The 23,676-nt window shown below is 51.5% G+C and carries 20 protein-coding genes and 2 pseudogenes; 16 read left to right on the forward strand and 6 right to left on the reverse strand.

Going from position 1 to position 23,676, the window contains the following annotated elements:
* The first annotated feature begins 6 nt into the window (after window positions 1-6).
* Window positions 7-1,473: a DUF1501 domain-containing protein gene (locus F1728_RS24300; protein ID WP_155366243.1), complete on the forward strand. Its 1,467-nt coding sequence runs from the start codon at window positions 7-9 to the stop codon at window positions 1,471-1,473.
* 831 nt (window positions 1,474-2,304) lie between these two features.
* The gene (locus F1728_RS24305) at window positions 2,305-3,741 is read left to right on the forward strand and encodes a DUF1501 domain-containing protein (protein WP_155366244.1); all 1,437 of its coding nucleotides are present in this window, start codon (window positions 2,305-2,307) and stop codon (window positions 3,739-3,741) included.
* A 354-nt stretch (window positions 3,742-4,095) separates the two neighbouring features.
* Here the strand turns inward: F1728_RS24305 and F1728_RS24310 are convergent, their stop codons facing one another.
* Entirely contained in the window at window positions 4,096-5,643 is a 1,548-nt protein-coding gene (locus tag F1728_RS24310; RefSeq protein WP_390644259.1) for an arylsulfatase, read from the reverse strand.
* A 565-nt stretch (window positions 5,644-6,208) separates the two neighbouring features.
* On the opposite strand from F1728_RS24310, the gene F1728_RS24315 reads away from it, so the two are divergent.
* The 5 genes and pseudogenes from F1728_RS24315 to F1728_RS24335 all read left to right on the forward strand — a co-directional run bounded on the left by F1728_RS24315 (window position 6,209) and on the right by F1728_RS24335 (window position 9,905).
* A complete protein-coding gene (locus tag F1728_RS24315) occupies window positions 6,209-6,442 on the forward strand; it encodes a hypothetical protein (RefSeq protein WP_155366245.1) in 234 nt (77 codons plus the stop codon).
* 121 nt (window positions 6,443-6,563) lie between these two features.
* A pseudogene (locus F1728_RS31835) lies at window positions 6,564-6,737 on the forward strand (integrase core domain-containing protein); the annotation flags it as partial.
* A 36-nt stretch (window positions 6,738-6,773) separates the two neighbouring features.
* Window positions 6,774-7,589: pseudogene (locus F1728_RS24325) on the forward strand (GH36-type glycosyl hydrolase domain-containing protein); the annotation flags it as partial.
* A gap of 318 nt (window positions 7,590-7,907) precedes the next feature.
* The gene (locus tag F1728_RS24330; RefSeq protein WP_155366246.1) at window positions 7,908-8,309 is read left to right on the forward strand and encodes an ectoine synthase; all 402 of its coding nucleotides are present in this window, start codon (window positions 7,908-7,910) and stop codon (window positions 8,307-8,309) included.
* 288 nt (window positions 8,310-8,597) lie between these two features.
* The gene (locus F1728_RS24335) at window positions 8,598-9,905 is read left to right on the forward strand and encodes an ATP-grasp domain-containing protein (protein WP_155366247.1); all 1,308 of its coding nucleotides are present in this window, start codon (window positions 8,598-8,600) and stop codon (window positions 9,903-9,905) included.
* Window positions 9,906-9,918: 13 nt separating this feature from the next.
* On the opposite strand, the gene F1728_RS24340 is transcribed toward F1728_RS24335, so the two are convergent.
* Window positions 9,919-11,028 (reverse strand): histone deacetylase family protein, encoded by a 1,110-nt coding sequence (locus tag F1728_RS24340; protein ID WP_155366248.1) that lies wholly within the window; start codon window positions 11,026-11,028, stop codon window positions 9,919-9,921.
* A 97-nt stretch (window positions 11,029-11,125) separates the two neighbouring features.
* On the opposite strand from F1728_RS24340, the gene F1728_RS24345 reads away from it, so the two are divergent.
* The 5 genes from F1728_RS24345 to F1728_RS32660 all read left to right on the forward strand — a co-directional run bounded on the left by F1728_RS24345 (window position 11,126) and on the right by F1728_RS32660 (window position 13,891).
* Window positions 11,126-12,469, forward strand: coding sequence for a S41 family peptidase (locus tag F1728_RS24345; protein ID WP_155366249.1), 1,344 nt, complete (start codon window positions 11,126-11,128; stop codon window positions 12,467-12,469).
* A 25-nt stretch (window positions 12,470-12,494) separates the two neighbouring features.
* Window positions 12,495-12,638 carry a hypothetical protein gene (locus tag F1728_RS24350; protein WP_155366250.1) on the forward strand — a complete coding sequence of 48 codons (144 nt, stop codon included), beginning with the start codon at window positions 12,495-12,497 and terminating at the stop codon, window positions 12,636-12,638.
* 48 nt (window positions 12,639-12,686) lie between these two features.
* Complete coding sequence (locus tag F1728_RS24355; protein WP_155366251.1) at window positions 12,687-12,974, forward strand: sll1863 family stress response protein; 288 nt, start codon at window positions 12,687-12,689, stop codon at window positions 12,972-12,974.
* A gap of 312 nt (window positions 12,975-13,286) precedes the next feature.
* Entirely contained in the window at window positions 13,287-13,472 is a 186-nt protein-coding gene (locus F1728_RS24360) for a hypothetical protein (protein WP_155366252.1), read from the forward strand.
* 44 nt (window positions 13,473-13,516) lie between these two features.
* Window positions 13,517-13,891, forward strand: a complete 375-nt coding sequence (locus tag F1728_RS32660) for a hypothetical protein (RefSeq protein ID WP_390642577.1) — start codon at window positions 13,517-13,519, stop codon at window positions 13,889-13,891.
* 321 nt (window positions 13,892-14,212) lie between these two features.
* On the opposite strand, the gene F1728_RS24365 is transcribed toward F1728_RS32660, so the two are convergent.
* Window positions 14,213-15,781 (reverse strand): tyrosine-type recombinase/integrase, encoded by a 1,569-nt coding sequence (locus F1728_RS24365; protein ID WP_155366253.1) that lies wholly within the window; start codon window positions 15,779-15,781, stop codon window positions 14,213-14,215.
* A gap of 179 nt (window positions 15,782-15,960) precedes the next feature.
* Here F1728_RS24365 and F1728_RS24370 point away from each other — a divergent pair, with 179 nt between their 5' ends.
* Window positions 15,961-17,070 carry a hypothetical protein gene (locus F1728_RS24370; protein ID WP_155366254.1) on the forward strand — a complete coding sequence of 370 codons (1,110 nt, stop codon included), beginning with the start codon at window positions 15,961-15,963 and terminating at the stop codon, window positions 17,068-17,070.
* 460 nt (window positions 17,071-17,530) lie between these two features.
* On the opposite strand, the gene F1728_RS24375 is transcribed toward F1728_RS24370, so the two are convergent.
* Window positions 17,531-18,475, reverse strand: a complete 945-nt coding sequence (locus F1728_RS24375; RefSeq protein ID WP_194242498.1) for an ImmA/IrrE family metallo-endopeptidase — start codon at window positions 18,473-18,475, stop codon at window positions 17,531-17,533.
* A gap of 4 nt (window positions 18,476-18,479) precedes the next feature.
* Entirely contained in the window at window positions 18,480-18,932 is a 453-nt protein-coding gene (locus F1728_RS24380; RefSeq protein WP_145188233.1) for a helix-turn-helix domain-containing protein, read from the reverse strand.
* A gap of 165 nt (window positions 18,933-19,097) precedes the next feature.
* Between F1728_RS24380 and F1728_RS24385 the strand changes: the two genes are divergently transcribed.
* From F1728_RS24385 to F1728_RS24395, 3 genes are read left to right on the forward strand one after another with little or no spacing between them, the layout of a single operon-like run.
* Entirely contained in the window at window positions 19,098-19,331 is a 234-nt protein-coding gene (locus F1728_RS24385) for a DUF2188 domain-containing protein (RefSeq protein ID WP_145188230.1), read from the forward strand.
* A gap of 44 nt (window positions 19,332-19,375) precedes the next feature.
* On the forward strand, window positions 19,376-20,509 hold the full coding sequence (locus F1728_RS24390) for an SAVED domain-containing protein (RefSeq protein ID WP_145188227.1): 1,134 nt from the start codon (window positions 19,376-19,378) through the stop codon (window positions 20,507-20,509).
* A gap of 15 nt (window positions 20,510-20,524) precedes the next feature.
* Window positions 20,525-22,090 carry a nucleotidyltransferase gene (locus F1728_RS24395; protein ID WP_155366256.1) on the forward strand — a complete coding sequence of 522 codons (1,566 nt, stop codon included), beginning with the start codon at window positions 20,525-20,527 and terminating at the stop codon, window positions 22,088-22,090.
* A gap of 197 nt (window positions 22,091-22,287) precedes the next feature.
* On the opposite strand, the gene F1728_RS24400 is transcribed toward F1728_RS24395, so the two are convergent.
* Window positions 22,288-23,625 carry a PrsW family glutamic-type intramembrane protease gene (locus F1728_RS24400; RefSeq protein WP_155366257.1) on the reverse strand — a complete coding sequence of 446 codons (1,338 nt, stop codon included), beginning with the start codon at window positions 23,623-23,625 and terminating at the stop codon, window positions 22,288-22,290.
* Between the last annotated feature and the right edge of the window lie 51 nt (window positions 23,626-23,676).

The raw sequence follows: 23,676 nt of genomic DNA on the forward strand, positions 1-23,676 counted from the left end.
AGCGCAATGAATCCTCTCGAAGAATATCAGCGACACTTAACGCGCCGACAGCTATTGTCACGCTCCCGCGGATGTCTGGGGGCGGCGGCACTTGCTTCGTTGCTGGGAGACGTGCCTGAACTCTCCGCTGCCGGCCAGTCCAATCCGGATCAACGGGGACTACCCGGCCTGCCTCATTTTGCCCCCAAAGCGAAACGGGTGATCTATCTCTTCATGGCCGGTGGTCCCAGTCATATCGACCTGTTTGATTACAAGCCTGAGCTGAAGAAGATTCATGGGACGGAACTGCCGGAGTCCATTCGAAAAGGACAGCGACTCACGGGCATGACCAGCGGTCAAAAATCGTTTCCCTGCGTCGCCCCCATGTTCAATTTTAAACGCTACGGGGAACGGGGAACCTGGATTAATTCAGACATCCTGCCGCACACGGCTTCTATCGCAGATGACATCGCGATTATCCGTACCATGAATACCGAAGCCATCAACCACGATCCAGCGATTACCTACATTAATACGGGAACACAACAGTTGGGACGCCCCAGTTTCGGTGCGTGGCTGAGTTATGGATTAGGCAGCCCCAACAAAGATCTGCCCGCTTATGTGGTCATGATTTCCGTCGGTAATGCACCAGGACAGGCACTTTATTCACGACTCTGGAGCAGCGGCAACCTGCCCTCGCGACATCAGGGAGTGCAGTTTCGCAGTGCTGGCGATCCCGTTTTGTTTCTCTCCGATCCCAAAGGGCTGGACAGAGGACTGCGTCGTAAAATGCTGGATGGACTGGCAAAGCTCAATGCCGAAAAATCCCAGCTTTCGGGAGACCCCGAGATCGAAGCCCGCATTGCGCAATACGAAATGGCGTATCGGATGCAGACCTCGGTACCGGGCTTGATGGACCTGAGCGGAGAAACGAAAGCGACGTTTGAGATGTACGGGCCCGATTCAGACAAAAAGGGAACGTTCGCTGCAAATTGCATTTTAGCACGTCGGATGGCGGAACGCGGCGTGCCCTTCATTCAGCTCTTTCAGCGGGGTTGGGATCAGCATGGGAATCTCCCTAAAGCAATTCGCAATAATTGTGATAAGGTGGATCAGCCCGCGGCTGCCCTCGTGAAAGATTTAAAACAACGGGGATTATTAGACGATACCGTTGTCATCTTTGGTGGTGAATTCGGCCGCACGATTTACAGTCAGGGAACATTGACGAAAGATAATCACGGCCGGGACCACCATGGTCGCTGTTTCTCAACCTGGGTTGCCGGCGGCGGTTTTAAGCCAGGAATTGATTACGGAGAGACCGACGATTACTGCTATAATATTGTCAAAGATCCGGTGCACATTAACGATTTAAATGCCAGTGTGCTGCACTGTCTGGGCATCGACCATAATCGCTTTTCCGTGAAATACCAGGGCCTCGATCTCAAACTCACCGGAGTCGATGGGGCCCAGGTTGTCAAAGGCCTGCTTTTTTAGGCAACAGATATCTCATATTCTGCGTTTTTTTAGAGAGTGGGTCTGTCTGCTCCGATTTTGTTCTAGTCAGGATTCTCGACATTAGAGGTCGATCAGTTGAGTTAAGTCGATCATCCTCTCACGATTGGTCATCTGATTATGAAGTAATAGCAAGTTTTTCAAAGGAACAATCTATGCACGGTTCTGCAGGATCACAGTGCTGTTTGTTCCGGCATTCTACGCATCACTGCGCGAGCTCTCGCGTCTTGGAATGATACAACCGTGGCGTAAAGCGAAGTCGATTTGTTCCTCTTTGTAGCGTTTTCGTTTCATAGATCTAACCTTTTCCGGAATACAACATAACTAAATCTCTTGCATTTCACATAGATCGGAAAACGGGGAGAAGGTTAAGCCGAAGTGGCTGTGCTGCGGAGATTGTTCACCGCGATTCTTGATCGGATTGCACGACTGGTAATCCCGCCGCCGGTTACGCATGACGTGAAGCGGAAGTATATCAAATAGCAAAAACCTGGTTCCTCTTAGAGATGGTCTGTGCAAAACAAACGCTGGTCGCTGGGAAATGCTCCGTTTGGCTCCGTTCCCGGATCGCTGGGTCTCGAAGATGGGAAAGATGTCGATAAATACACACAAATTACACTCGGGGAGCTGTTGTTATTATAATCGGAAAGGTCACAAGTCTGGACCGGCTTCAGGCTCAACCGAGATGGGAAATCCCAGTTATTGGAAGGTGCCCGGCACCGATTGGCCTTGCTCAGTCAAAGAAGGATCGGTAGCCTTTGATGTGTATTCGGTCTTCGATGTCAATCCAACACGGGAAGTGAAGTGTGAATCATGCTGACAGTCCACGGTTATCCGAATCGAGTCTGTTCCGGTCTGACGCGCCGTGAGGCGCTGCAGATCGGGGGGGCAGGTCTGTTTGGTCTCAGTCTGCCCGGTGTGCTGGCTGCTGAAGACGCGGCGGCAACCTTCAGCAGCGCCAGGGCGAAATCGGTGATCTTTCTCTACCTGTTTGGTGGTCCCAGTCAGTTGGAATCGTTCGACATGAAACCGGACGCATCAAGTTCCATTCGTGGGCCCTTCATTCCAATTGAATCCCGAACTCCCGAATTACGGATCTGTGAACATCTCAGCAGGACGGCGCAGATCTCAGATAAGGTCTGTGTCATCCGCACGATGACCCACCCGCACAATGATCATAATGCCAGTCATTATATTCAGACCGGACATAAATTTACCCGGTCAGCCGCCGACGGGGGAGATGTCAACGCCCGTTCGACGGACTGGCCTTCCATGGGCAGTGTCGTGGAATACCTTTCGCGCCAGGCCCCCGCTGCGCATCTCCGCAGCATTCCTGATTACATCTACCTGCCCAACAAGCTGGGCGCCCTGCAGGGATACGAGCGCACCGGGCAACACGCAGGCTGGCTCGGCTCGGCGTACAACGCGTTTGCCACCAACATCCAGAAACGGAACTCCGCCGACAATCCCTATTTTCGAGACTGTGTGGACCAAGAACTCGACTTCCGGATTAAGGGAATGGTGACGACAGAAGCGATCACGCTGGATCGCCTGAACCAGCGCAACAGTCTGCTGAAACAGTTCGATCAGGCCAACAGAGCCTTTCATGAGCAACAAGTTTACGAAAACTTCGATCGCATTCAGCAACGTGCACTGTCGCTAGTGACTTCGAAGAAAATGCGGTCGGCTTTTGATATCCGACAGGAATCGGCGGTGGTCCGCGATCGTTACGGCAGGCATCTGTTTGGTCAGTCCGCCCTGATGGGGCGGCGGATGGTGGAAGCCGGCGCACGCTTTGTCACGGTCTGCTGGGATGCCCCCGATGGCTACAGCTGGGATTCGCATCGCAGTTCAAAACATCTCCAGCAGCATCTGCTTCCTGGGTTTGACCAGACCTATTCTGCCCTGATAGCCGATCTGGACGAGCGCGGCTTACTCGAGGAAACACTCGTCGTGGCCGTAGGCGAAATGGGACGCACTCCCAAACCAAATAGCGCCTGGGGCCGGGGGCACTGGTCACATTGTTTCCCCTGCCTGTTGGCCGGCGCCGGCATTCAAGGCGGTGCCGTATATGGCACATCTGATGACCAGGCCGCCTATCCGCTGGAAAGCCCTGTCAGTCCCGAGGACCTCGCCAAAACTATCTACTGGTCACTCGGTATCAACCCTGATCTGTTCCTGAAAGATCAGGAAGACCGACCGATTCCCATCATCGAAGGCGGCCAGCCCCTTAAACAGCTCTTTGCTTGATTCGAAAAGGGAAACCAAAAAGCATTGAGAGGAAGCATTCTCTTCCCGGCCTCAATACCCTGCTATTTCTCATGACATTACTGACATTTTTGAGCGAGTTCTCGACATCGTCCCGTACAAAACCCTCTTCGTAACGACTTTTGCACGGGCCGATTCCGGAACTTGTGAACTCAGTGAAACTTACAACAGTTAAAGCCCACAGCGACTCGGAGTTAACTCGCAACTTTCGAAGTTTTGATTAGCAGGTTAAAAGCAACAGCGACAGCGCGATAAGTAGAAATGGCTGCGGCTCGCTCATCGCCTGATTGGTGGTGAACGCGCTGCAGGACCTGAGCGATTCGAGTTGCCTATCGGCTATTGCCGACCCTTCTTGATGAACTCGTCGATGACGTTCGACATGTCGAACGACTTGCCGCCTTGCACGGGCGGGTATTTGGCGAGCGTCTCCAGGTGCTGCCCCATCAACTCACCCATCGGGGCCATCAGCCAAGAGACCTTTTGTAGCAAGTGCCCGTAGGAGTCCTTGCTGTCATAGCTCTCGTAGGGATCCATGCGGATGTTGAACACGAGCGGCACGGTCCGCGGAATGACGTTTGCGTAGTAGTCCTCCTTGGTCGAGAAGTGGAACTTCCAAGGCCCCATACGGACTGCGGTTAGCTTGCTCTCATAGTAGTGGAAGATGTGGTTACGGCTCGACTTGTCGGCCTTGCCCATCCAGTAATCGAGGTTGTCAACGCCGTCGATGTACTGCTTCTTCTCCTTCATCACACGGGCGGCAACGTCGTCGATGCCGGCTGCCTTGGCGAGCGTGGTGAACAGGTCTTGGTGGCCTTGGATGCCGTTGAGCTTCGTGCCAGCGGGAATCTTTCCGGCCCAACGGACGACGCAGGGAACACGGACGCCGCCCTCGTAGGTCGTCATCTTCTCGCCGCGGAACGGTGTCGTGGCTCCGTGTGGCCAAGAGGCGTGTTCGGGACCATTGTCCGTCGAGTAGACAAGAATCGTGTTCTTGGTCAGCCCCATGTCTTCGAGGGCTTTCAGCACGATGCCCACTTCGTGGTCGTGCTGGAGCATGCCGGCCCCGTGGTAGTCGTCCTCGCTTGTGATCTTCTCGACCTTCTGCAACCAGTCGTCGCCGATTCGCGTATAGAGGTGCATGCGGCTGGTATTGAGCCACACGAAGAAGGGCTTGTCCGCCTTCTGGCAACGCTCCATGAAGTCAACAGCCTTCGGAATCACCTCCGAGCCGTCGAAGGTCTTCATCCGCTCCTGCGTGAGCGGTCCGGTGTCCTTGATCTTTTGCTTGCCGACCTTGCCAAACCTCGGGTGAGTTGTTGGGTCGTCCACATCCGTCGCCAACGAGTGGATTACACCGCGCGTACCGAACTTGGCTTCGTACTTCTCAAGATCGCCTGAGTACGCTTTGGCGAAGTTCTGGTAGTCCCGCTGCTCTGCTTCTTCTTGCGTATTGAGGTGGTAGAGATTGCCAAAGAACTCGTCAAAACCATGCACGGTCGGCAAGTGCTCGTTGCGGTCGCCCAGATGGTTCTTGCCAAAGTGCCCAGTCGCGTAGCCCTCTGCTTTGAGCACTTCCGCGAGACACGGCGAGGCTGCTTGAAGACCCAGTGCGTCCCCCGGCTGGCCCACAGTCGTCATCCCGGAGCGGATCGGATACTGCCCGGTGATGAACGCCGCCCGTCCCGCCGTACAAGACGGCTGGGCGTAGTGATCAGTGAACAGCACTCCCTCTTTGGCTATGCGGTCGATGTTGGGAGTGCCGTAGCCCATGACGCCATGGTTATAGCAGCCGAGGTTCGACCACCCGACGTCGTCCCCCCACAGGACGAGGATGTTGGGTTTGTCTGCTGCATGGGTGTCGATTGCGGACATCAATGTTGCCATGAACGACATAATGAGGACGAGCAGGGATCGCGAGAGCATGGTGCACCTTTCTAGTTGAGGAATCTTCCGGTCCATCTCATTCATAGCTCAGTTGGTCCGACCAACTACAATTTCTACATTTACCATAGATAATGTCAGCGCGGATTTGGACATTTTGTAAGAATCTAGGCAGAGTTTGCTGTTTAACCACTGTACTTTCGTCACATTTCAGGAAAAAGTCAGCCTGGTGTCGGCGAAACGGTCTTGCCGCTGCCAGTGTTCCGTGCCGAGTGGACCGCGTCGGCCGGGATCAACGGCTCTTCGCTCAGGCGCGTGTGATGGCACTTGGCTTTCCACCTGAGGGCTAAAGAAACGCCCTGAAGCGGGGCAAGGAACTTGCTGCGCATCACGTTAGCCGCTGGTGATCGCCTCGCCCGCGGTTGGCAGGCCCTGGGGCGACCGTCGCGAGCGGTTGATCCAGGGCCTTCTCGTTGCGCGTTCATCAGAGTTCGCTCTCGCGTGTGCGGGAGCGGTTGTGTTTCACCACGACCGCCCCGCGCAGGGGCGGTCCCAAAGGAGGATAACCATGCTGAATCTCTGTCTGCACGCCGGAGCCAGTAGCGTCGAACTAAGCGATGTCTGGGACTGTCCCACGCCGCGGCGAACCCATTCCTGGGTGCCTGTCCCTCATCAGAAGCTGTTGTCACTCGTTGAGGGGACGCTGGAGGGGAGCGGCCTTCACGTCGTCAACGAGGCCCATGCCCTGTGGAACGACGGGGCGCGTTACTTCGGGCAAACTATGGGATGTCCGCACAGGTGAGGAACAGAGCATACTAAAGGGCCATGAAAGTCCCATAAGCGGTTTAGCTTTCAGACCAGATGGGACGCGAATCTATACATGGGATGAGAAGGTACAATTGATTTGGGATACCAAAACTGGCCTATGGGAAGCCAAGGTGCTGATCGAACGCTGGAGGAGAGATTACAATTCCATCAGACCGCACAGTTCCCTGGGCTACAGAGCCCCGGTACCGGAAGCGAAGCTGTTCTGCTCGCCTGCTTCCGCTCCGCTACAGCAGACGAGCAGAACAGCCATGAAAACAACAGAACACTAAGTCTTGTGACTGGTGTCATTCGTGGGGGCAGGTCAGTATCGCCGCGCCTATTTTGATGACGGCACGCCGCTGGGATCGTCCTCGAACGAAGAATGTCAGATTGATGCCATCGCGCAGAGTTGGTCGATTCTTTCTGGTGCCGGTCCGGAAAATCGAACGACGGTCGCTATGCAAAGCGTGGATCGCCGACTGATTGACGACGACGAGCGATTGATCCGGTTACTGGATCCACCCTTTGATAAGTCAGATCTCAACCCGGGATATATCAAAGGTTATGTTCCTGGCGTTCGGGAAAATGGAGGTCAATACACCCACAGTGCTATCTGGACTGTCATGGCGAAAGCAGCAATGGGAAACAGCAGCCGCGCCTGGGATCTGTTCTCGCTGATCAATCCCGTATCCCATGGATCGACACCAGATGAGATTTCAACCTATCGAGTTGAACCGTACGTCGTAGCTGCAGACGTTTATGGAGTGGCCCCCCACACCGGACGGGGTGGTTGGACGTGGTATACGGGATCAGCCGGCTGGATGTACCGCCTGATTGTAGAATCCCTGTTGGGGATGGAACTGGAAGTGGATCGACTACGGATAACTCCCCACCTGCCTGCTGACTGGCCCACTTTTAAAATGCACTATCGCTATCGCGAAACCTTCTATCATATCACCATTCACAACAGTGGCACCGATGCCGAAGTCAGCCAGATGTCTCTGGATGGTGTAGAGTTGCCAGACCTATTCATTCCCCTGATCGACGACCACCTGGACCATGAAGTTGAGATAATGATGCAAATGAAAGATCCACCAAACGAAGTGCGAAGAATATATAAACCTGGATCATCCTCCTTTTGAGGTGGAGGTAACCATACCCACCAGGCGTCATTCAGCTTCCCGTCCACCGCAACCTTTTCAAATGATTCAAGTACCTCCAGGCCACGCCAAATTCCAAAGCCGCCGATAATTACAGCGAGGCACGTCGTAATCCAGTTCTCAATGTTCGTATCGCCCGCGTCGAACATTTGACTCCAAGAATCAGCCCGCGTAATAAAGGGGGTATACGGGATGAGCACCTTGCCAACACAGCGACGAACTGTCATACTGGAAGAATTGGACGAAAGCCATCGTCTGTTGCCGCTCCGAACGATAGCAAACACGTTACAAGGAGCAATTATGAAAATTGTCAGAATCGAGGATTTGACAGGTGGGGAACGTGAAGTGATAAGTCCGGCGGGGTGGACAAGCTTCCGCTTTCTGCTGAAGAGTGACAATATGGGCTTTTCCATGCACGAAACCGTTTTCCCGCCCGGCCTGGAAGTGCAGATGTGGTACAAGAACCATCTGGAGGCGGTCTACTGTTACCAGGGGACCGGCGAGATTACCGACCTGGAAACGGACGAAAAGCACGATATCAAACCAGGGACACTTTATGCCCTGGACAAGCACGACCGACACATCCTGAAAGCCCATACCGAGCTACGGCTGGTCTGCACGTTTAACCCGCCCGTGACGGGACGTGAGATTCACGACAAGGACGGCGCTTACGCTCTGCCCGAACAGAACGAAGAATCATAGGAACGACGCCCTGAGGTGACTGAAAAGAACCCGTAAAAGAGATGCGTTGGGCCGAGGTTTGGGTGCGTTCAGGCAGCCAAGCGCTTTGCTCGACGGTAAGTGTTCGTTGCGCCGCGATGGGACGACGATGCGAACAAAATGGGACCGAAGGACGTCATGTCAAAGTGTATGCACCCGATGTCCTGGTCCAGGAAACGTCCCTGCACACTAAGGTTGGCGGAGTGTCTGGTGTATAGAAGTGTTCTCTCACTCCGATGAATTATTGTAAATACAAAAAGGAGTGAAAATATGGCTGTTACACCTGAGTCAAAGCTGTCCCAGGAAGTCCTAAGTTGGCGGGATCCTTCCCTGGATTCTGTTCGTGGGACTGAAACGCCCAAAGATCCCAACAAGGGTTATATTGCTCTGCTCGGCTGGAGCGTAAACGCGATTAAAGCCGCGCAGAAATTTAACCGCCGCTATATCGTGGTCGCGCCTGACTGGGCAGCCGATTTTTGTACCGCGAATAACATCCCGTTCATTCCCTGGGACTTTGAGCGTCTGACTGACCGCTCAATGGAAATCGTCGAGAAACTGAAAGCAGAGGGAGTGGATGTGGCAGTCCCGTTGTTCGAAGAGACTGTCGAATGGTCCGGGGTGATCAACTCTGTCTTGCTTGATAGCCCCCGCATGTACGGTCAGTCCATTTTATTCCGCGACAAGGCGCTGATGAAGCGTCGGGCTCAGCTTGGCGGCATACGCGTCGGGATCTTCGAAGAGGCGCACGAAAAAGAAGACGTGGTTCGCTTTATGAAACGAGTAAATCAGACTTTACTCCATCTCGATGGCGACCCGGACGATCCGATTCACGTCAAAGCTTTCGATAAAGCCGGTTGCCTGGGGCACCGCGTGATCCGCACGGTCGAAGATATCGATGCAATTCCCGATGAAGAATACCCGTTGTTGATGGAAAGCCACCTGGATGGCTGGGAGTTTGCAGTTGAAGCCTGGATTCACAATGGAAAGATCAAGTTCCTGAATATCTCAGAGTATGTCACATTAGGCTATTCTGTATTCGTACCTGCCACGAAAGAACTGGAAAGCTGGCGAGAAGCAATTACCAAACAGGTTGAGTTGCTGATCAAAACCTTTGATATCCAGTTCGGTCAGATTCATCCTGAGTATTTCGTGACTAGTGACGGCACCATGTACTTTGGCGAAGTTGCATACCGCCCGCCGGGGTTCAAAGCCTTCGAACTGATAGAGCGGGCTTATGGCTTTAGTGGCTATCAGGCCTCGATGTTGGTGTTTGACCCCAAGAGTACTCCAGAAGAGGTCGATGCCTTCTTCCCTCGTGAAGTGGTCGATGCGAAGGGCTACGCCGGCTGCTTTGGTGTATATCCAAGACGTCGTGTGGTCAGCAAGTTGGAAATGCCGAAAGAGTGTGTTGAGCATCCTTACTTTGAGTCGCACGAACTGGTGCCACCTGCGGGAGCGACAGTGCCGGAGCGAAATGCATTCGGCACCCACTGGGGCCTTGTCTTCTTCTTTGGGGATGACCCGATCAAGATGCGAGATTTGCTGAAAGCCCAGGAAGAGCTGGACTTTTACGTTTGATCCGGACGCGAAATCACTCGCCGCCATCGTCTTCTAAAAAAGCATCTTGATGAAATTCGATCGCTTCCTCGACTTCAGGGATTCCGCACTCAATGAGGGGGGCAGGAGCCTGGCCTGCCAGAGTTCGTAGCACTGCATGAACGCCCTCCGACAGGGAATCCATGTCGTAACCTCCTTCGAGCACGAAGGCGAGTCGGCCTGAACAATGCTGATCGGCCACTTGTTGCACAATTGCCGTAAGCATCGCGAATCCGTTGTCAGTAACATTCCCGGCAAGATCGTTCCGGTGCCAGTCAAATCCGGCAGAGACTAGAACGAGGTCGGGATGGAATGCCTTGGCAGCCGGTACCAGGATCTCCTCAAACGCCTTCACGATGGCGCGGTCCCCCGTTCCAGCAGGAAGGGGCACGTTCACGGTATACCCCTCTCCCAGCCCGGCTCCGGTCTCTTCCAAATCGCCGGACCCTGGATAGAACGGGGCGGCGCGATGAACGTCGAAGAAAAGGACACTCGGGTCGGCCCAGAAGATTTCCTGGGTACCATTTCCGTGATGGGCGTCCCAATCGACGATCAGAACCCGGTCGCAGCCCAACTTTGACTGCGCGTGGGTAGCCGCGACCGCAACATTGTTGAACAGGCAAAAACCCCTCGCTCGCGTCGGCTCGGCATGGTGCCCCGGCGGCCGCACGATCGCGAAAGCGCTGGCGGCCTCTCCCCGCAGAACCGATTCAACCGCGGCAATGGCGGTGCCTGCTGCAACTTTTGCCGCCTCAACGCTCTTGGGAGAAATGGCCGTGGTATCTTCGTCCAACCAAGCCATTTTGCCCCCCAGATCAAAAATGGTGTCCAGGTAACGAGACGTATGAACGCGTGCCAATTGGGTACGGCTCGCTTTGGCTCCGGTTCTAAACTGAACCCGAGGGATTAGATGGGAATCGAGGTGCTCCTTGATTGCTGTCAACCGGCCCGGATGCTCGGGGTAGTCCCACTTATAATCCAGCTTGGCCAGGATCTGTTTGACACGGCGTTCTAATCGGCCCGGCAAAAAATTTTGTTCGATTTCGGGCGAGTGTTGAAGAGTTCTTTTGTCGTAGAACGCAATAATCGGGAGGGCAGCGGTCAAATCGTCATCTCCAAAGCGATGTTGCGACTATTGATGTTATGAGTATCATAGACGCACTGGTTAAATAGATCAATGCCGAGCGGGAGAGCCAAGCTGAATGAGTAAGTCAACCATCAAGGAAGCCGATCATAACGTCGATTTCGCGACATTACAGGATGTCTGGCGATCGCGCGGGTATGGCAATCTGTTGGACATCGGTCCGAATGGTTACACGGTTTATGAAGAGACCAGCGTTAGCTGTCTGCCTGTTTTTGAAGGTTCATTGGACGAACTGGCCGAACACTACGTCGACCTACAGGTTTCGCCGCGCGGGCAGGCATTCAGTGCACGCCGGGCTGTGGGCTTGACACGACATGGCTTTCGCCGTCTCAATGCGTTGCCACATGGCTGCACTGTGGCTGATGCAGAAAGACGGTTCGATCCTGAATACAACTTCGAGGTTTTCTGGCACACGTTTGCTGAACACTACGCTTTGTTTGAATTGAAGGGAGTCGATTGGCAGTCTATGTACTCGACCTACCGCCCTATGGTTGACGCGGAGACTGGACACCGCCGTTTGTTTCAGATCTTCGTAGAAATGTTGAGGCCGCTGAGTGATGGACATGTCCAATTACACACGACCTGCGGCCACTTCAACGCCGGCGCAGCCGTGCCTCTACACGACCGGCTGGCGGCCGAGTTGGACAAGGCGGATGATGCACGCGAGGTCTCGTCCTATCTTGCAGAGCTTCGCGAATGGCTGCTGGATACGATTCGAGAAGACTATCTCCAATCTCGCTCACGACGATCCGGCAGCCGCCACCTGGAATGGGGACAGCTCGATGATGCCACCGGATACCTTGCCATCCGTGCCATGGCCGGGCTATCGGGTCATGTGGGCCAACCCCGGCTCGATTTGCAGGCGGTGGATGCAGCCATGGAGCAAGTGATGGAGGAAATGGGCCATCTTGCCACGCTGGTTGTCGATTTGCGGGGCAACGGCGGAGGCTATGACGCAGTGGCTCTGCGACTGGCCTCTTATTTGACGGATCGCAAACGATTGGCCTTCAGCAAATCGGCACGCCACGGTACAAGCTATACGGGTAAGCAGAACGTTTACGTCGAACCGCGGGCAGACAGGCGATACGCGGGCCGACTGGTCATTCTGACCAGCGGCCTGACCGCGAGCGCTGCCGAGGTCTTCGTCCTGGCGCTGTTGCAACACCCACGTCTTACTCTGATTGGCGAGCCAACTCATGGGATTCTGTCCGACGCCATGGAGCGCCATCTTCCCAATGGATGGTTCATGAGCTTGTCCAACGAGATCTATCAGGCTTTCGACGGAGAACTGTACGAGAACGACGGGATTCCACCGCACGTCGAAATCCCGTTCCTGGATCAGCGCAACCGCGAAGCAGGACGCGACCCCATGTTGGATTTTGTAATGGACATATCGCCGTAAATGCGCAGCACAAGGGATCGCAACAGTGGTCTACCTCATTATTGTCTGGCTCTCAACCGTTCTGGTTGATACGTTCGAGACCATCAGTGAATACGATTTGGCACCATTTCGTATTGTGCGTACACCTGCGACGCCGCGGTTGACTCGTTTTATTTCGGTTAATGGCTAAAATTAGTATAAATATCGATGATTCATTTAAATCGACTGGTGGAGAAAGATGTCCCGTGGCGCCTACGTGGAGAAACAACTCAAAGCACAAATAGACGAATGGAACGCGAAGCTGGATCAGTGGGAGGCCAGAGCACGAGAGGCGGAGGCCAAAACAAAGATCAGTTACGAGGAACGCCTGAGCAAATTACGTCAACAGAGAGACAATGCCCAGAGCAAGCTGGAAGAATTGCAATCTGCGGGCGAAAAAGCTTGGGAAGATCTGAAAAGCAGCGCAGAGAAGACGTTCGCCAATTTGCGAGCCGGCATCGAGCGTGTATCCTCACATTCCCAATAAAAGTTGCTCCGTGAATTCATCGCGATACTTTAATCCCTAAAGTAGGACACAAGCATGTCGTTCGCGATTTCGGAATTCGCAATAAGTAAGATGATCGAAATCGCTTTGACAGGAAATCTGCCCAAGGAAGTCTTCGAGGAATTTGTTCTGTTGACGGAACAGCGGATCAAGCAATTCGGCAAAAGGTTCGCGTGCTGGTCACCATACCTGAATTCCATGGCTGGGACCGTCCCGTACAAAACAAGTTTCATAACGACTCGTATATGAGTTAATTCCTGAGGTTGTAAAACCGAAGAAACTTACACCCTCTACGTGAAATCTGGATTCTGCCTGGGTCATGAAACAGGAAAAAGCATTCGTAACCACATTGTCGGCCGGGATAAGAATCCGAACTGCCTGATCCATGGTCGAGACACAAAGTTCACCACCGAGTTCAAGCAGTTCCTGAACAACAAAGGCATCCAGCGTAAGAAGCTCCGATCCTACCTACCGATCTGAATGCCCGGGTCGATAGATTTGTACAAACGATTAAATACGAAGTCTTGAACCATTTCATCGCTTTCGGTCAACGGCATTTCGATTATCTCGTTTCTGAATTCGTTGATTATTACAACAAACATCGAGCGCAAAGTTCACGAGAACATCTACCGCCCTGCTGTGCCGAGCCGCCATCGGAATTCGAGACAATCAGGCTCGCTAAAATCCACTGCAAGGAACATCTCAGAGGGCTGATCGAGTCGTACGAGCAGATCGCGGCATACATCAATTCGAGTACAAGTCATTTCTTCACGCTCAGCGTACGTACGTTCGCTCCGAAAAAGTCACAACCAACAGTCCTTCACGGTCTTCGTGCCCTGACCCACGTCAGTCCTTTTACAAGTTTTTGTCTTCAAAGATCAATTAACTATGGGACTTAACGGGTGGCAGTCTTTTTGTACCCGACGCTCCTGTGCACAATGTGTGTACTGGAGATTTTTTGAGACGCGCAAAAAACAACGCTAAGCTATTGAATTCAACTGCTTAGCGCGTTTGGTCAGTTTAAAAGCGGAGAGAGGGGGACTCTCCGCCTGGGTGGTTTCAAAGCTGATTTCAACGCGACGAAAATAAACCCAATGGTGCGTAACTAATTGAAAATAAAACAGTTGCTTACTTCGATATTTTTCGGTTCGGCAACCACACGCTTGATCCGGCTGTCTGGCGTTTGCACCAGTTGTGCACCAGCGGTGCACCAACCGAATTTAAACATTCTGACCACCTTCAGGTAATGTATCTTGTACTGGATTCGATCGACTTTGACAAGCACTTATTTTTGATGTTACAAGTTGTTCGGTGCGAGTCTTAATCGCATCCAGCAGGGGACTGATCTTATTGTAATACTTAACGATTTCCTGCTTAGGGTTCAGGGGGGAATACACATTGATTATATCATTCACGGTGTGTTCTGTTAGGTATCGTAATTCTAATAAGGGGATTCCAGCCTCTTTCATCTCCTGTGTAATTGAGCCGCGTAGGTCATAAGGTTTACCTGGCTCATCTTTCCCAATCACCTGACGCAATTGTTTTCCCACATAGGCACTGGTAACACCACCTGCTTTGTTTAAGAAATCACGAAATGCAGCTTTCCGATCCTGGCTATTTCGAACTTTGCCTTTTGGTAACTTAGCCAATTCATCTTGATACTGTTGTTCTAAATCTGGAGTTGAATTAAACGTATATTTTCTTGATGTTTTACCCTGACATGTTTTCCGATTTAAGAAAAGCGGTCCTTCAACACGCTCTCCCACCAACGTCTGTAACAAAGGCATCAGTTCATCAGGTAATGGAAATTGAACATCAACTTTTCCTTTGTTGAAATCTGATCCACCCAATCGTGTCCCAAAATGTACCTGCTGCTTTTCGAAGTCCACATCACTGACGAGGAGTCCTGCGACATCTTCTAAACGGATTGGTAAAACTAAAAGTATGCTCAGCGACATGAATTGCCAGTCATCCATGGCCTTTAAGAGCTTAATCCTTCGCTCAAGTGGAAAAACACAATCACGAAGAGGGTCCTTACTGAATGATTTTTCGAAAAGCTCATGGGTAATAGGATTGACGAAATCGGGTGGCAAATTGCGTACATCTGCTCTACAGGCCCAGTTAAGGGCCATCCTTAAGGTATCCCCACAGTGTTTGATATGCCGTGAGGACATCAATTTAGTGGGAGCGTTTGCACTACCATTTCTCGTTATTTTACGGTTGAACAAATATTCAAGTGATTCAAGAGCAAAGTCCCTATCGAGTGACAGTGCAGTGGGCCATCTTTTAAGTGATCGAGCTAATTCCGAAAAATCCAGATAAGGCGAAAGCCGATTATAATAGGTTCTGGCAGTCTGTTCTCCACAGACTTTACGTTTTTCGATCAAGAATCTATCACAAAGTTCGCGCAGAGTCAGATTTGGAATTCTTCTGGTTTTTAATATCTGCTTACGGGCGTCACTCGGGGGCACAAATGTGCCAGAGTCTAGCCTATGCAACAGTTCTCTCAGCTTAGATTTGGCTTCCTGTGGATCTGTTCCTAGTGTTTCTCCAAACGGTCTTCTTTCAAAACGGCCACGCGCCAGATATTTCCCATCTCTTTCGTAGATGTGGACGTTGACACCAACTCTTGTTTCATGTGTATGATCTCCCATCAGTTTTGAGCGAACCATCTTGCGAGATTTAGACGGTGACTTTCGGGCGGTCTCTAAAGAATCATTAGGAGTGGGATCCTGACATTCTTTTTCCCGATAAGGCTGGTTAGAATTATTCTGCACATCTGTGGACATCAGAAATCACCGGATAGCTGGAAGAAAATATTAGATCCGGCAGAACTATTCCAAGATGGTCGGAGGATATCGAGGTAAACGTTTTAGAATTCGTTTACCTCAATTTGGGAGTCATTGATTTGATTATGTTTATTTATACATTCGTGTATATTGAAGCGTACTGTTGAAGGAGGCTCAGTGTGTCCCAGAACTCGAAGATTCAAGAGGAGAACTATACTGCATGGGAAGAGTTGAAGAAGCGTTATCCCGATCGATTGTGTCTGGATGAAGAAGTGATTTATGCCTTGCCAGTTGATTTTATAAGTGCCCTGAATAAACATCTTCCCGGTCTGTGGACTAAAAAAGATCTTCATTTTGAGTATGACCTAAATGAGATCGCAGGGATGGGGCTCTTTTTAAAACAGCCTTTTTGGTACCCCCTGCTAAAAGAATATTTTCCCCCTACTAACGATGGCACCCGCCGTTTCCTGGCTGAACATACTAGAATCAGTAATAACCTTCGTTTAACGATTGAAGAGTACTTGAGACGCCATGATTGCTCTGATTTCATGATCAAAAAATATTTTAAGGAGGAAGAGAAGTATAAGTTACAGGCTCAGCAACGCCAAATTGGATATGCTGGCTGGTTGGTGACAGATCCCGGGTTTCAGCTTTCCAAGGCAGGGTTTGTAGGGGAGTGGTGGGAGCAGATTGAACAACAGGGTGAGTTCCCTAGTGTCCCTCCTATGAAGATGCTAAGAGACTCAACTCCGCTTCCCCAAAGCCAGAGACCTTATTATGCAGGTTACACTCAGTTTTATTACGAATGGAGCCTGGAAAGGCTGGCAACACTACATCTGCCAGTACCAATGCATTCGAATCCCGTCGGGGCTTCCCAATATAGCGAGGAAGTTAGTGAAGCGGCAGGACTGTCGCTGTTTGTACCCTGGTACCTACTTGCCGATCAGGATCTGAAACTGCAGGACATCGCAAATCATCATCTGATGTACGGACATAAAAAACACCTTGAGGGTTGGATCAGCAAAAAAAATCGCGAAGAAGATAAGTGGGGATATAACAGGTATTCGATCATGCTGAAAATGTTTGTTTTCCTAAAATGTGGTTTGTATCCCAGATACAATAAGCGTCTGATTCGCAAGATGAGGAAGATCGACGAAGCGTTTACAGAATTCATGGAGGGGGCAGAACTCGATCCATTAGAGCTGGAAAAAAAATTTCAGAGTACTCGAAAAACCAGACAAGAATTACAACGCCGATTGAAAAAATGTCAGGAAGCAGTTGAAACTTGAAGTCAAAATACAGAATCTTAGTATAAAGATTCTGAGAATTCATTGTCTCATTCAATCGGATTGGATGAACAATAGATAAGCGTTTTCCATCCTATTTATTATGACACGTTTTTGGCCAAAATTTAGGTCAAAAGTGCTACTGATAAGGATAAGGCGATCAAGACAGAGACGATGGGGAAAAGATGACTGCCACCAGGTGAGAAATAGCAAAAATATGCCTCACTCAGCTAAATATTACCAGATTTCTGTACCGGAACCTGGATGTGCCTCTAAATACTCAGTTTAGCAAGGCGTTTTTGAGGTTATTTGAAGCAGTGTGATCACTCGTCTCCAGCTGAATCCGGACAGCCGCACTGAAAGTCTATCAATTGAATCATATCCGCTTCGATGTCAGGAACCGGTTCGGCCAACGTGTTTCTTTCAAGTTGAATGTCACGATGTAAGCGGGCCATCAACGCAATTACAGGGGACGTAGAATGGCGACGATGCTTGAGGCGCCGTCGGGACCGGTTGCTTCTTCAGATGTGAACACGGGCAATGCATGAATACGAAAACGTCCGTGAAGTGTCCCAAGATCGAGGTGACAATGTCCGTCCTGAATAGTTTGACTAACTGATGCAGCATGGATTGGACCTACGCTCGGAACCGACTTGTTTTTGGGGATGTGACTGGTGCCGACGCGTTCGAATGCATCGTTCAAGATGGCATAGTCGACTCGCAACATTGGTGACGGCATCCGCAATGCTTCCCCGAACAACGGTTTTTGACGCCGGTTGCGGTTGACGAGCCGTTGTTCGGTGGGTTTCAGTTTCCAGCTGAAAAACACAGCCGCCATCGGTTCGGGATGCAGTTCGACCAAACGTCGAACCGTGGCATCGCGGGAGGCGATATAATAGTTTGCAAGCTCTGCGATGTTTGCTGCTGAGAGTTCGAAGCTGTCGATTCGATCACGAAACCAGGGATCGGGAAACATCAGCTCCGAAGCAGCAACATCACACAGCGTTTCGAGCAGGTCTTCTGGGGCTGCCCAGTTGCGTTCGGTCCCCTTTCGACACCGGACGGCCAGTTGGTATTCCGGAAATAGAGTGTGTCCAATTTCGTGGCCGATGCTGAACCGTTGGCGTGATTCCGGCCGCGATTTGCTTACTCGTAATACAACTCGCCCATCAGCTTCCGGAGCAATCTCGGAATCCGGGCTGAATCGCGGATCGTCATCCGACCAGTGTAGTCCGCGTACACTGGCAATGGCCTTGAGGTTGAACGGGGGTTGTTCGCCGAAGAGCGAAACGTAGTCCGTGATGACACGGCGTGCCTTCACCCTGACTGCCTCAAAGGGATCCTCCTCTCCGGTTTCATCGATAATGGCCTGAACGTGTTTATGGTAATTCTGGCGGCCCGGCGACATCGTCTTACCCCTTCGTGATTCTTTTGAGTGTCCTATACAGGTCATCCCAATCATCGCGGGATTTCGGTTGTCCACCACGAAACCGCATCGCTGCGAGATCACGAATCTCTTCTTCGGACAGCTTTCGGTCGGTTTTTTCCATCCATTCACAGAATTCACGTAACGACTTACTGATTTCGATATTCCTGTCGTCGGCCTGGACAGTCGGAAGCCCCAGAAGCTCGGCGATAGTAGTTTTCAGAGCGTTCGCGATGCGAAGCAGGACATCTGCTGACGGTTTCTTTTCACCCTTCTGGTCGTTTTCGAGTTCCCAGATGTAAGTCTTTGATACCTCGGCCTGACTGGCTAATTGCTCCAGAGTGAGGCCGGCTTGTTTACGGGCCATCTGGATTCGATGAGCCAGTGACATCACCGACTCTTCGGAACGTAAATCGTTTTGTTGCGAACTTTTTTCCATTCCAAGAGTCTATCAAACATCATTCGTCTTGGCAAGATTCTTGTTCGCTGGGGTTGAATAAGTTGGTGCATTTGGTATATTCGTTATAGTTGAATATATATTCGTTGCGACGATTCGATTACGAATCTTCGCACAGTCACTCTCATTACTTCGAAAGGCGCGATCATGACGAAGAAGGACTATCACGTTGTTCCACAAGGAGAAGGCTGGGCACTGAAGCGGGAAAATGCTCAAAGAGCATCATCGTTACACTCGACTCAGGCCGACGCCATCACAGCGGGTAAAGAACTTGCAAAGAAACAACAAACCGAACTGGTCATCCACCGGCCGAATGGCCAGATCAGGGATTCAGACAGCTATGGCAACGATCCAGTACCGCCGAAAGACAAAAAACACTGAAACGTCAGTCGTCGCCTTTGCATCTTCTTAGTAGAGAAAATCCTATGTCAGTCACTTACATTCCCGATCCGACTAAGCTGTGCCTATGGGGAAAAGCCGCTGGCCGCTGCCAGTACGACGGCTGTAATCTTGCACTCTACCGAGACGGTTTGACGCAGTTTGAGTTTAATAAGGCATACATTGCCCACATCATTGCTGACAAGCCTGGAGGGCCGCGTGGCGATCCAGTGCTGTCAGAGAAGCTGAAAAGCGATCTGAGCAACCTGATGTTACTCTGCGATGCGCATCATCGATTGGTGGACATTGCAGATGTTGAGGGGCACCCGGTAGATCGTCTCCGACACATGAAGGACGAGCACGAGAAACGCATCGAACTGGTGACATCTATCGCTCCCGACCGGCAGTCACATATCGTCTTGTACGGTGCACGTATCGGTGATCACGACGTGCCGCTCACTTTCCAGAAAGCAGCAGCTGCACTGGTTCCGGAACGTAGTCCCGCGAATCCCAGGCCCATAGAGCTGAGCCTTAACAATCGCAGTATCAGTGATGCTGAAAATCGCTACTGGGAAATGGAATCGGAACATCTGCGGCGGCAGTTCCAGACTGAGGTGAAGTCCCGGCTCAGGCCAGATGATATCCAGCATCTGTCGATCTTCGGGCTGGCGCCGATACCACTGCTGATCGAGCTTGGCAGGTTGCTTTCGGATATTCCAGCAACAGATGTGTTTCAGTTACATCGCGAACCGCCGGACTGGGGCTGGCAGAAAAACCCGGACGCTTTTAAATATGAAGTGGGCTGCGACGGTGATGAGACATCTCAGACGGTTGCCCTCATACTCGGGCTCAGTGCTGACGTCGTGCTGGATCGCGTCCGGCCGATTGTCGGTGAACAAGCGGCCTGCTGGACCATAACGCACAGCAACCCGGGCAACGACTTCCTTAAGTCTCGTGAGCAGCTCCAGCAATTCAGGGAGACGCTACGTTTTGTCTTCAATGAGATCAAGAAAAAACACGGCGAAGAAGCGGAACTTCATCTGTTTCCGGCAGTCCCCGTAGCTTGTGCAATAGAGGTCGGGCGCGTGTGGATGCCCAAAGCAGACCTACCGATCGAAGTCTACGACCAAAATCGGAGCACGGGGGGATTCAGTCGAGCACTTCGTATTTCCAATACCTAACTAAGCGGAGAAATTATGGCTGACAACCGTTTCCTCATTGTTAATACGCTCCTGCGGGAGATCGCCGAAGAACTCGACATTTCACCGTCGAAGTACAAGGAAGCGGTGGAACGATACACCAGTGTCGGTAACTGGCTGGAAGATGGCGAGTATCCAGCCGTTGTCGCCACACCGGTCATCTATCCCCAGGGATCGTTTCGGTTGGGGACGGTCGTAAAACCGCTGCGGGGCGGAGTTGAAGTAGAATACGACATCGATCTGGTGTGTAATTTGCCGGTGCGGGCGGGTGATACGTCGGCCCGGCAGGTGAAACATTCGGTGGGCGATCGCCTGAAAGAGCACGGCACCTACAAAAAACTCCTGACTAAGGAAGGACGCCGGTGCTGGACGCTGCTGTACGCGGAGGACGATGGAATCGGATTTCATCTAGATGTCCTGCCTTGTATTCCGAATCCGCACCAGTTGATCGGCACGGAACACGGCCTGAAGGCCGTCAGCCTCACAGACCGAAACGACGATGGAGCAGTATACGGCTGGGGGGCCACTAATCCTGCTGGTTACGCTGACTGGTTCTTCGGGCGACAGCGGCCGGTCTTTACCCAGGTGGCTGCGTTGAGGAAAACCGAACTTCAACGCCAGCACTCGCACATCTTCGCCAGCGTCGATGACGTTCCAGATCAGCTGGTGCGGACGCCTCTGCAAAGGGCGATTCAGATCCTGAAGCGACACCGAGACGTGCGCTTTTCGGGAGACGATCTTGAAGGTGACAAGCCGATTTCGATGATCATTACCACGCTGGCAGCCACCTGCTATGAACAAGAAACTGACGTTTTTTCAACGCTGGCCACATTTCTGGACCGGGTGCAGCGATACGCTGACACGGGAGTGATCAAATGCATTGACGAGCAGTGGTACATACCTAATCCGGTGAATCCAGATGAGAATTTTGCTGATCGCTGGAATGAAACCGGCAGTCGCAAACCTGATGCATTCTTCAAGTGGCTGCACTGGGTCCAAGAAGACATTGATGAGCTTCTCAACGCAGCTACTCCACTGGAACTGAGTGACAGATTGCAGAAGGCATTCGGTGCCTCTGCAGGCAGCCGGGTTGCAAATAAGTATTCAGGAGCGATGCCCGGGGCACACCAACAACCGCAATCTCTATTCGGTCGTGTTACCAGAGGGTTTCTGCGTTTTGATGTTGGGCACCGGCAGGCACCTCAATGGCATATCTCCAGTACGAAATACTCGGCTTCGGTTCAAGCTCGCTACACTCGACGGGGCTTCAGACCGACACCATTTGTCAGCAATTCCTCTCCGCTGCCTAAAGGTGTTGATTTGCGTTTCGAGGCCAACACGAATGTGCCGAAGCCATACAAAATGCATTGGCAGGTGGTTAATACTGGTGTAGAGGCTGCCAGAGCTGGCCAGTTGCGAGGCGACTTCTACGAGAGTAACAAGTCCGGGAAGCAGCGAACTGAGTCAACCAAATTCCCAGGGATGCATTGGGTGGAATGTTTCGTTGTCAAGAACGGTGTCTGTGTCGCGAGAAGCGGTGAATTCGTCGTCAATATTGAATGAGACATGCAGTACAGAATGTACAATCTGCTGGTATCAGGGGCAGCGACGTCCACGTTGCTGTGCCTGGATACCGCACAGGCACAGTGGCGGCAGCAGCCATAACGTTCAGGGATTTCGACCTGATCGGCCGTCGGAGAGTGGGCCGAATGTGTTCCAAGGCCTGGGATTGGTTGCACCAGCCAAAGTAAACAGGCGGATCACTCCGTATAAGCTGGATCCGCACAATGCAGGTTCTGGGGCTCATGTCGAGAGTCAAATAATCGTACAGTGATAAATACAGTCAACCATGCTATTAGTAAACCCAGAAACAACGACCGCGCAACGAGAACGTTATAGAGACTATGCAGTCCCATCGAAGCTAATACTGAAAATAGAATCAGAAACGTATATTCAAAGATGTCTGTTGGCGGTTTATGTGAATTATCGTCCGGATTTTCTATAAGATGATAAAAACAGGCTGCAGAAATTGTTGTCCAGCAGCCATGCAACATTGCCACTGAGAAGAATCGCAGCAAATAGATCGAGAGTGGCATTTCCTGGGGCTGATACATCTGGGAATGGTACATCACTCCTTCCACAATACCGAAGCCGAGCCCTGACAGGGCTCCCACAAACAGGCCTCTCTGCTTCCAGTCTCCTGCGGTAGATTTTGCCACGTACATTACAGGAATGAATTTCAATACTTCCTCGCATAAAGCGACACTCGAGAACATTGCAACAAAATGGTAAAAGAAAGGTAGGCTCGCTCCCAGATCATCTGGAGAGATCTGGTTGTAGCCATTTCCGATTAACCAGGTTAGACAGAGAAAAATTTTGAAACGCCCTCCGCCGGTCTTCATGACTTCCGAAAATGGAGTACCTGCATATTTGGTAGCCATCTCCTGGAAGAAAAAGAGCAACGGAATTGCAATGATGAATGTAAAAATGAAGGAACCGATCCCGATCCCGTAATCATTTTCCCCGGATTTAATCAATACAGAGAAGAGAATGCCACCGCAGATTGTCGCAATGATTGCAAGAAACCAGGGACTATCAGGAGTCGAGCCAAAGTTTGGTAGCAAAAACGGAACCATTATCATCAGGTATAAGATCCAGCCCGGGTTCATGTATTGTTTTAAATCCAGGATATTCTGGAGATAGGGTTCGAATGCGTCATTTGCTCCGTAGGCAAAATTGGGTGGAGGTTCTGATGAGTTGCTAGGCTGCCCCTCTGTATTTTCTGAGATTGATTTCCTTTCTCCCCTTGATTGAAGGGTTAACTTTTCCGGAGCCGAATTTGCCTGAACACTATCCGTGATGGAAGTAAGAGGAGGAGGTGGTGGAAGTCGTGATACGGCAACAGAAATAGCGTCTGCGAACACTTCCTTCCACTCTCTAAGTGGTTTCCACTCATTCCCACCAACTGGACAAGCAAGGTTATCCGGAAAGAGCTCAAGTGTCCTGATACGTTCGCGTACGATTTCAACGTCAAATGGTCCGTCTGGTATCTCGGCTTTTGCGATCCACCATTTGGGATCGACTGGTCCAACTGACATTACTCAAGTTCCTTTGTGGGCAGATAATCTAAAATGTGCTTTGGGCTTTTC

Origin of the sequence: Gimesia benthica (genome assembly GCF_009720525.1) — a bacterium.
Lineage (GTDB): Bacteria > Planctomycetota > Planctomycetia > Planctomycetales > Planctomycetaceae > Gimesia > Gimesia benthica.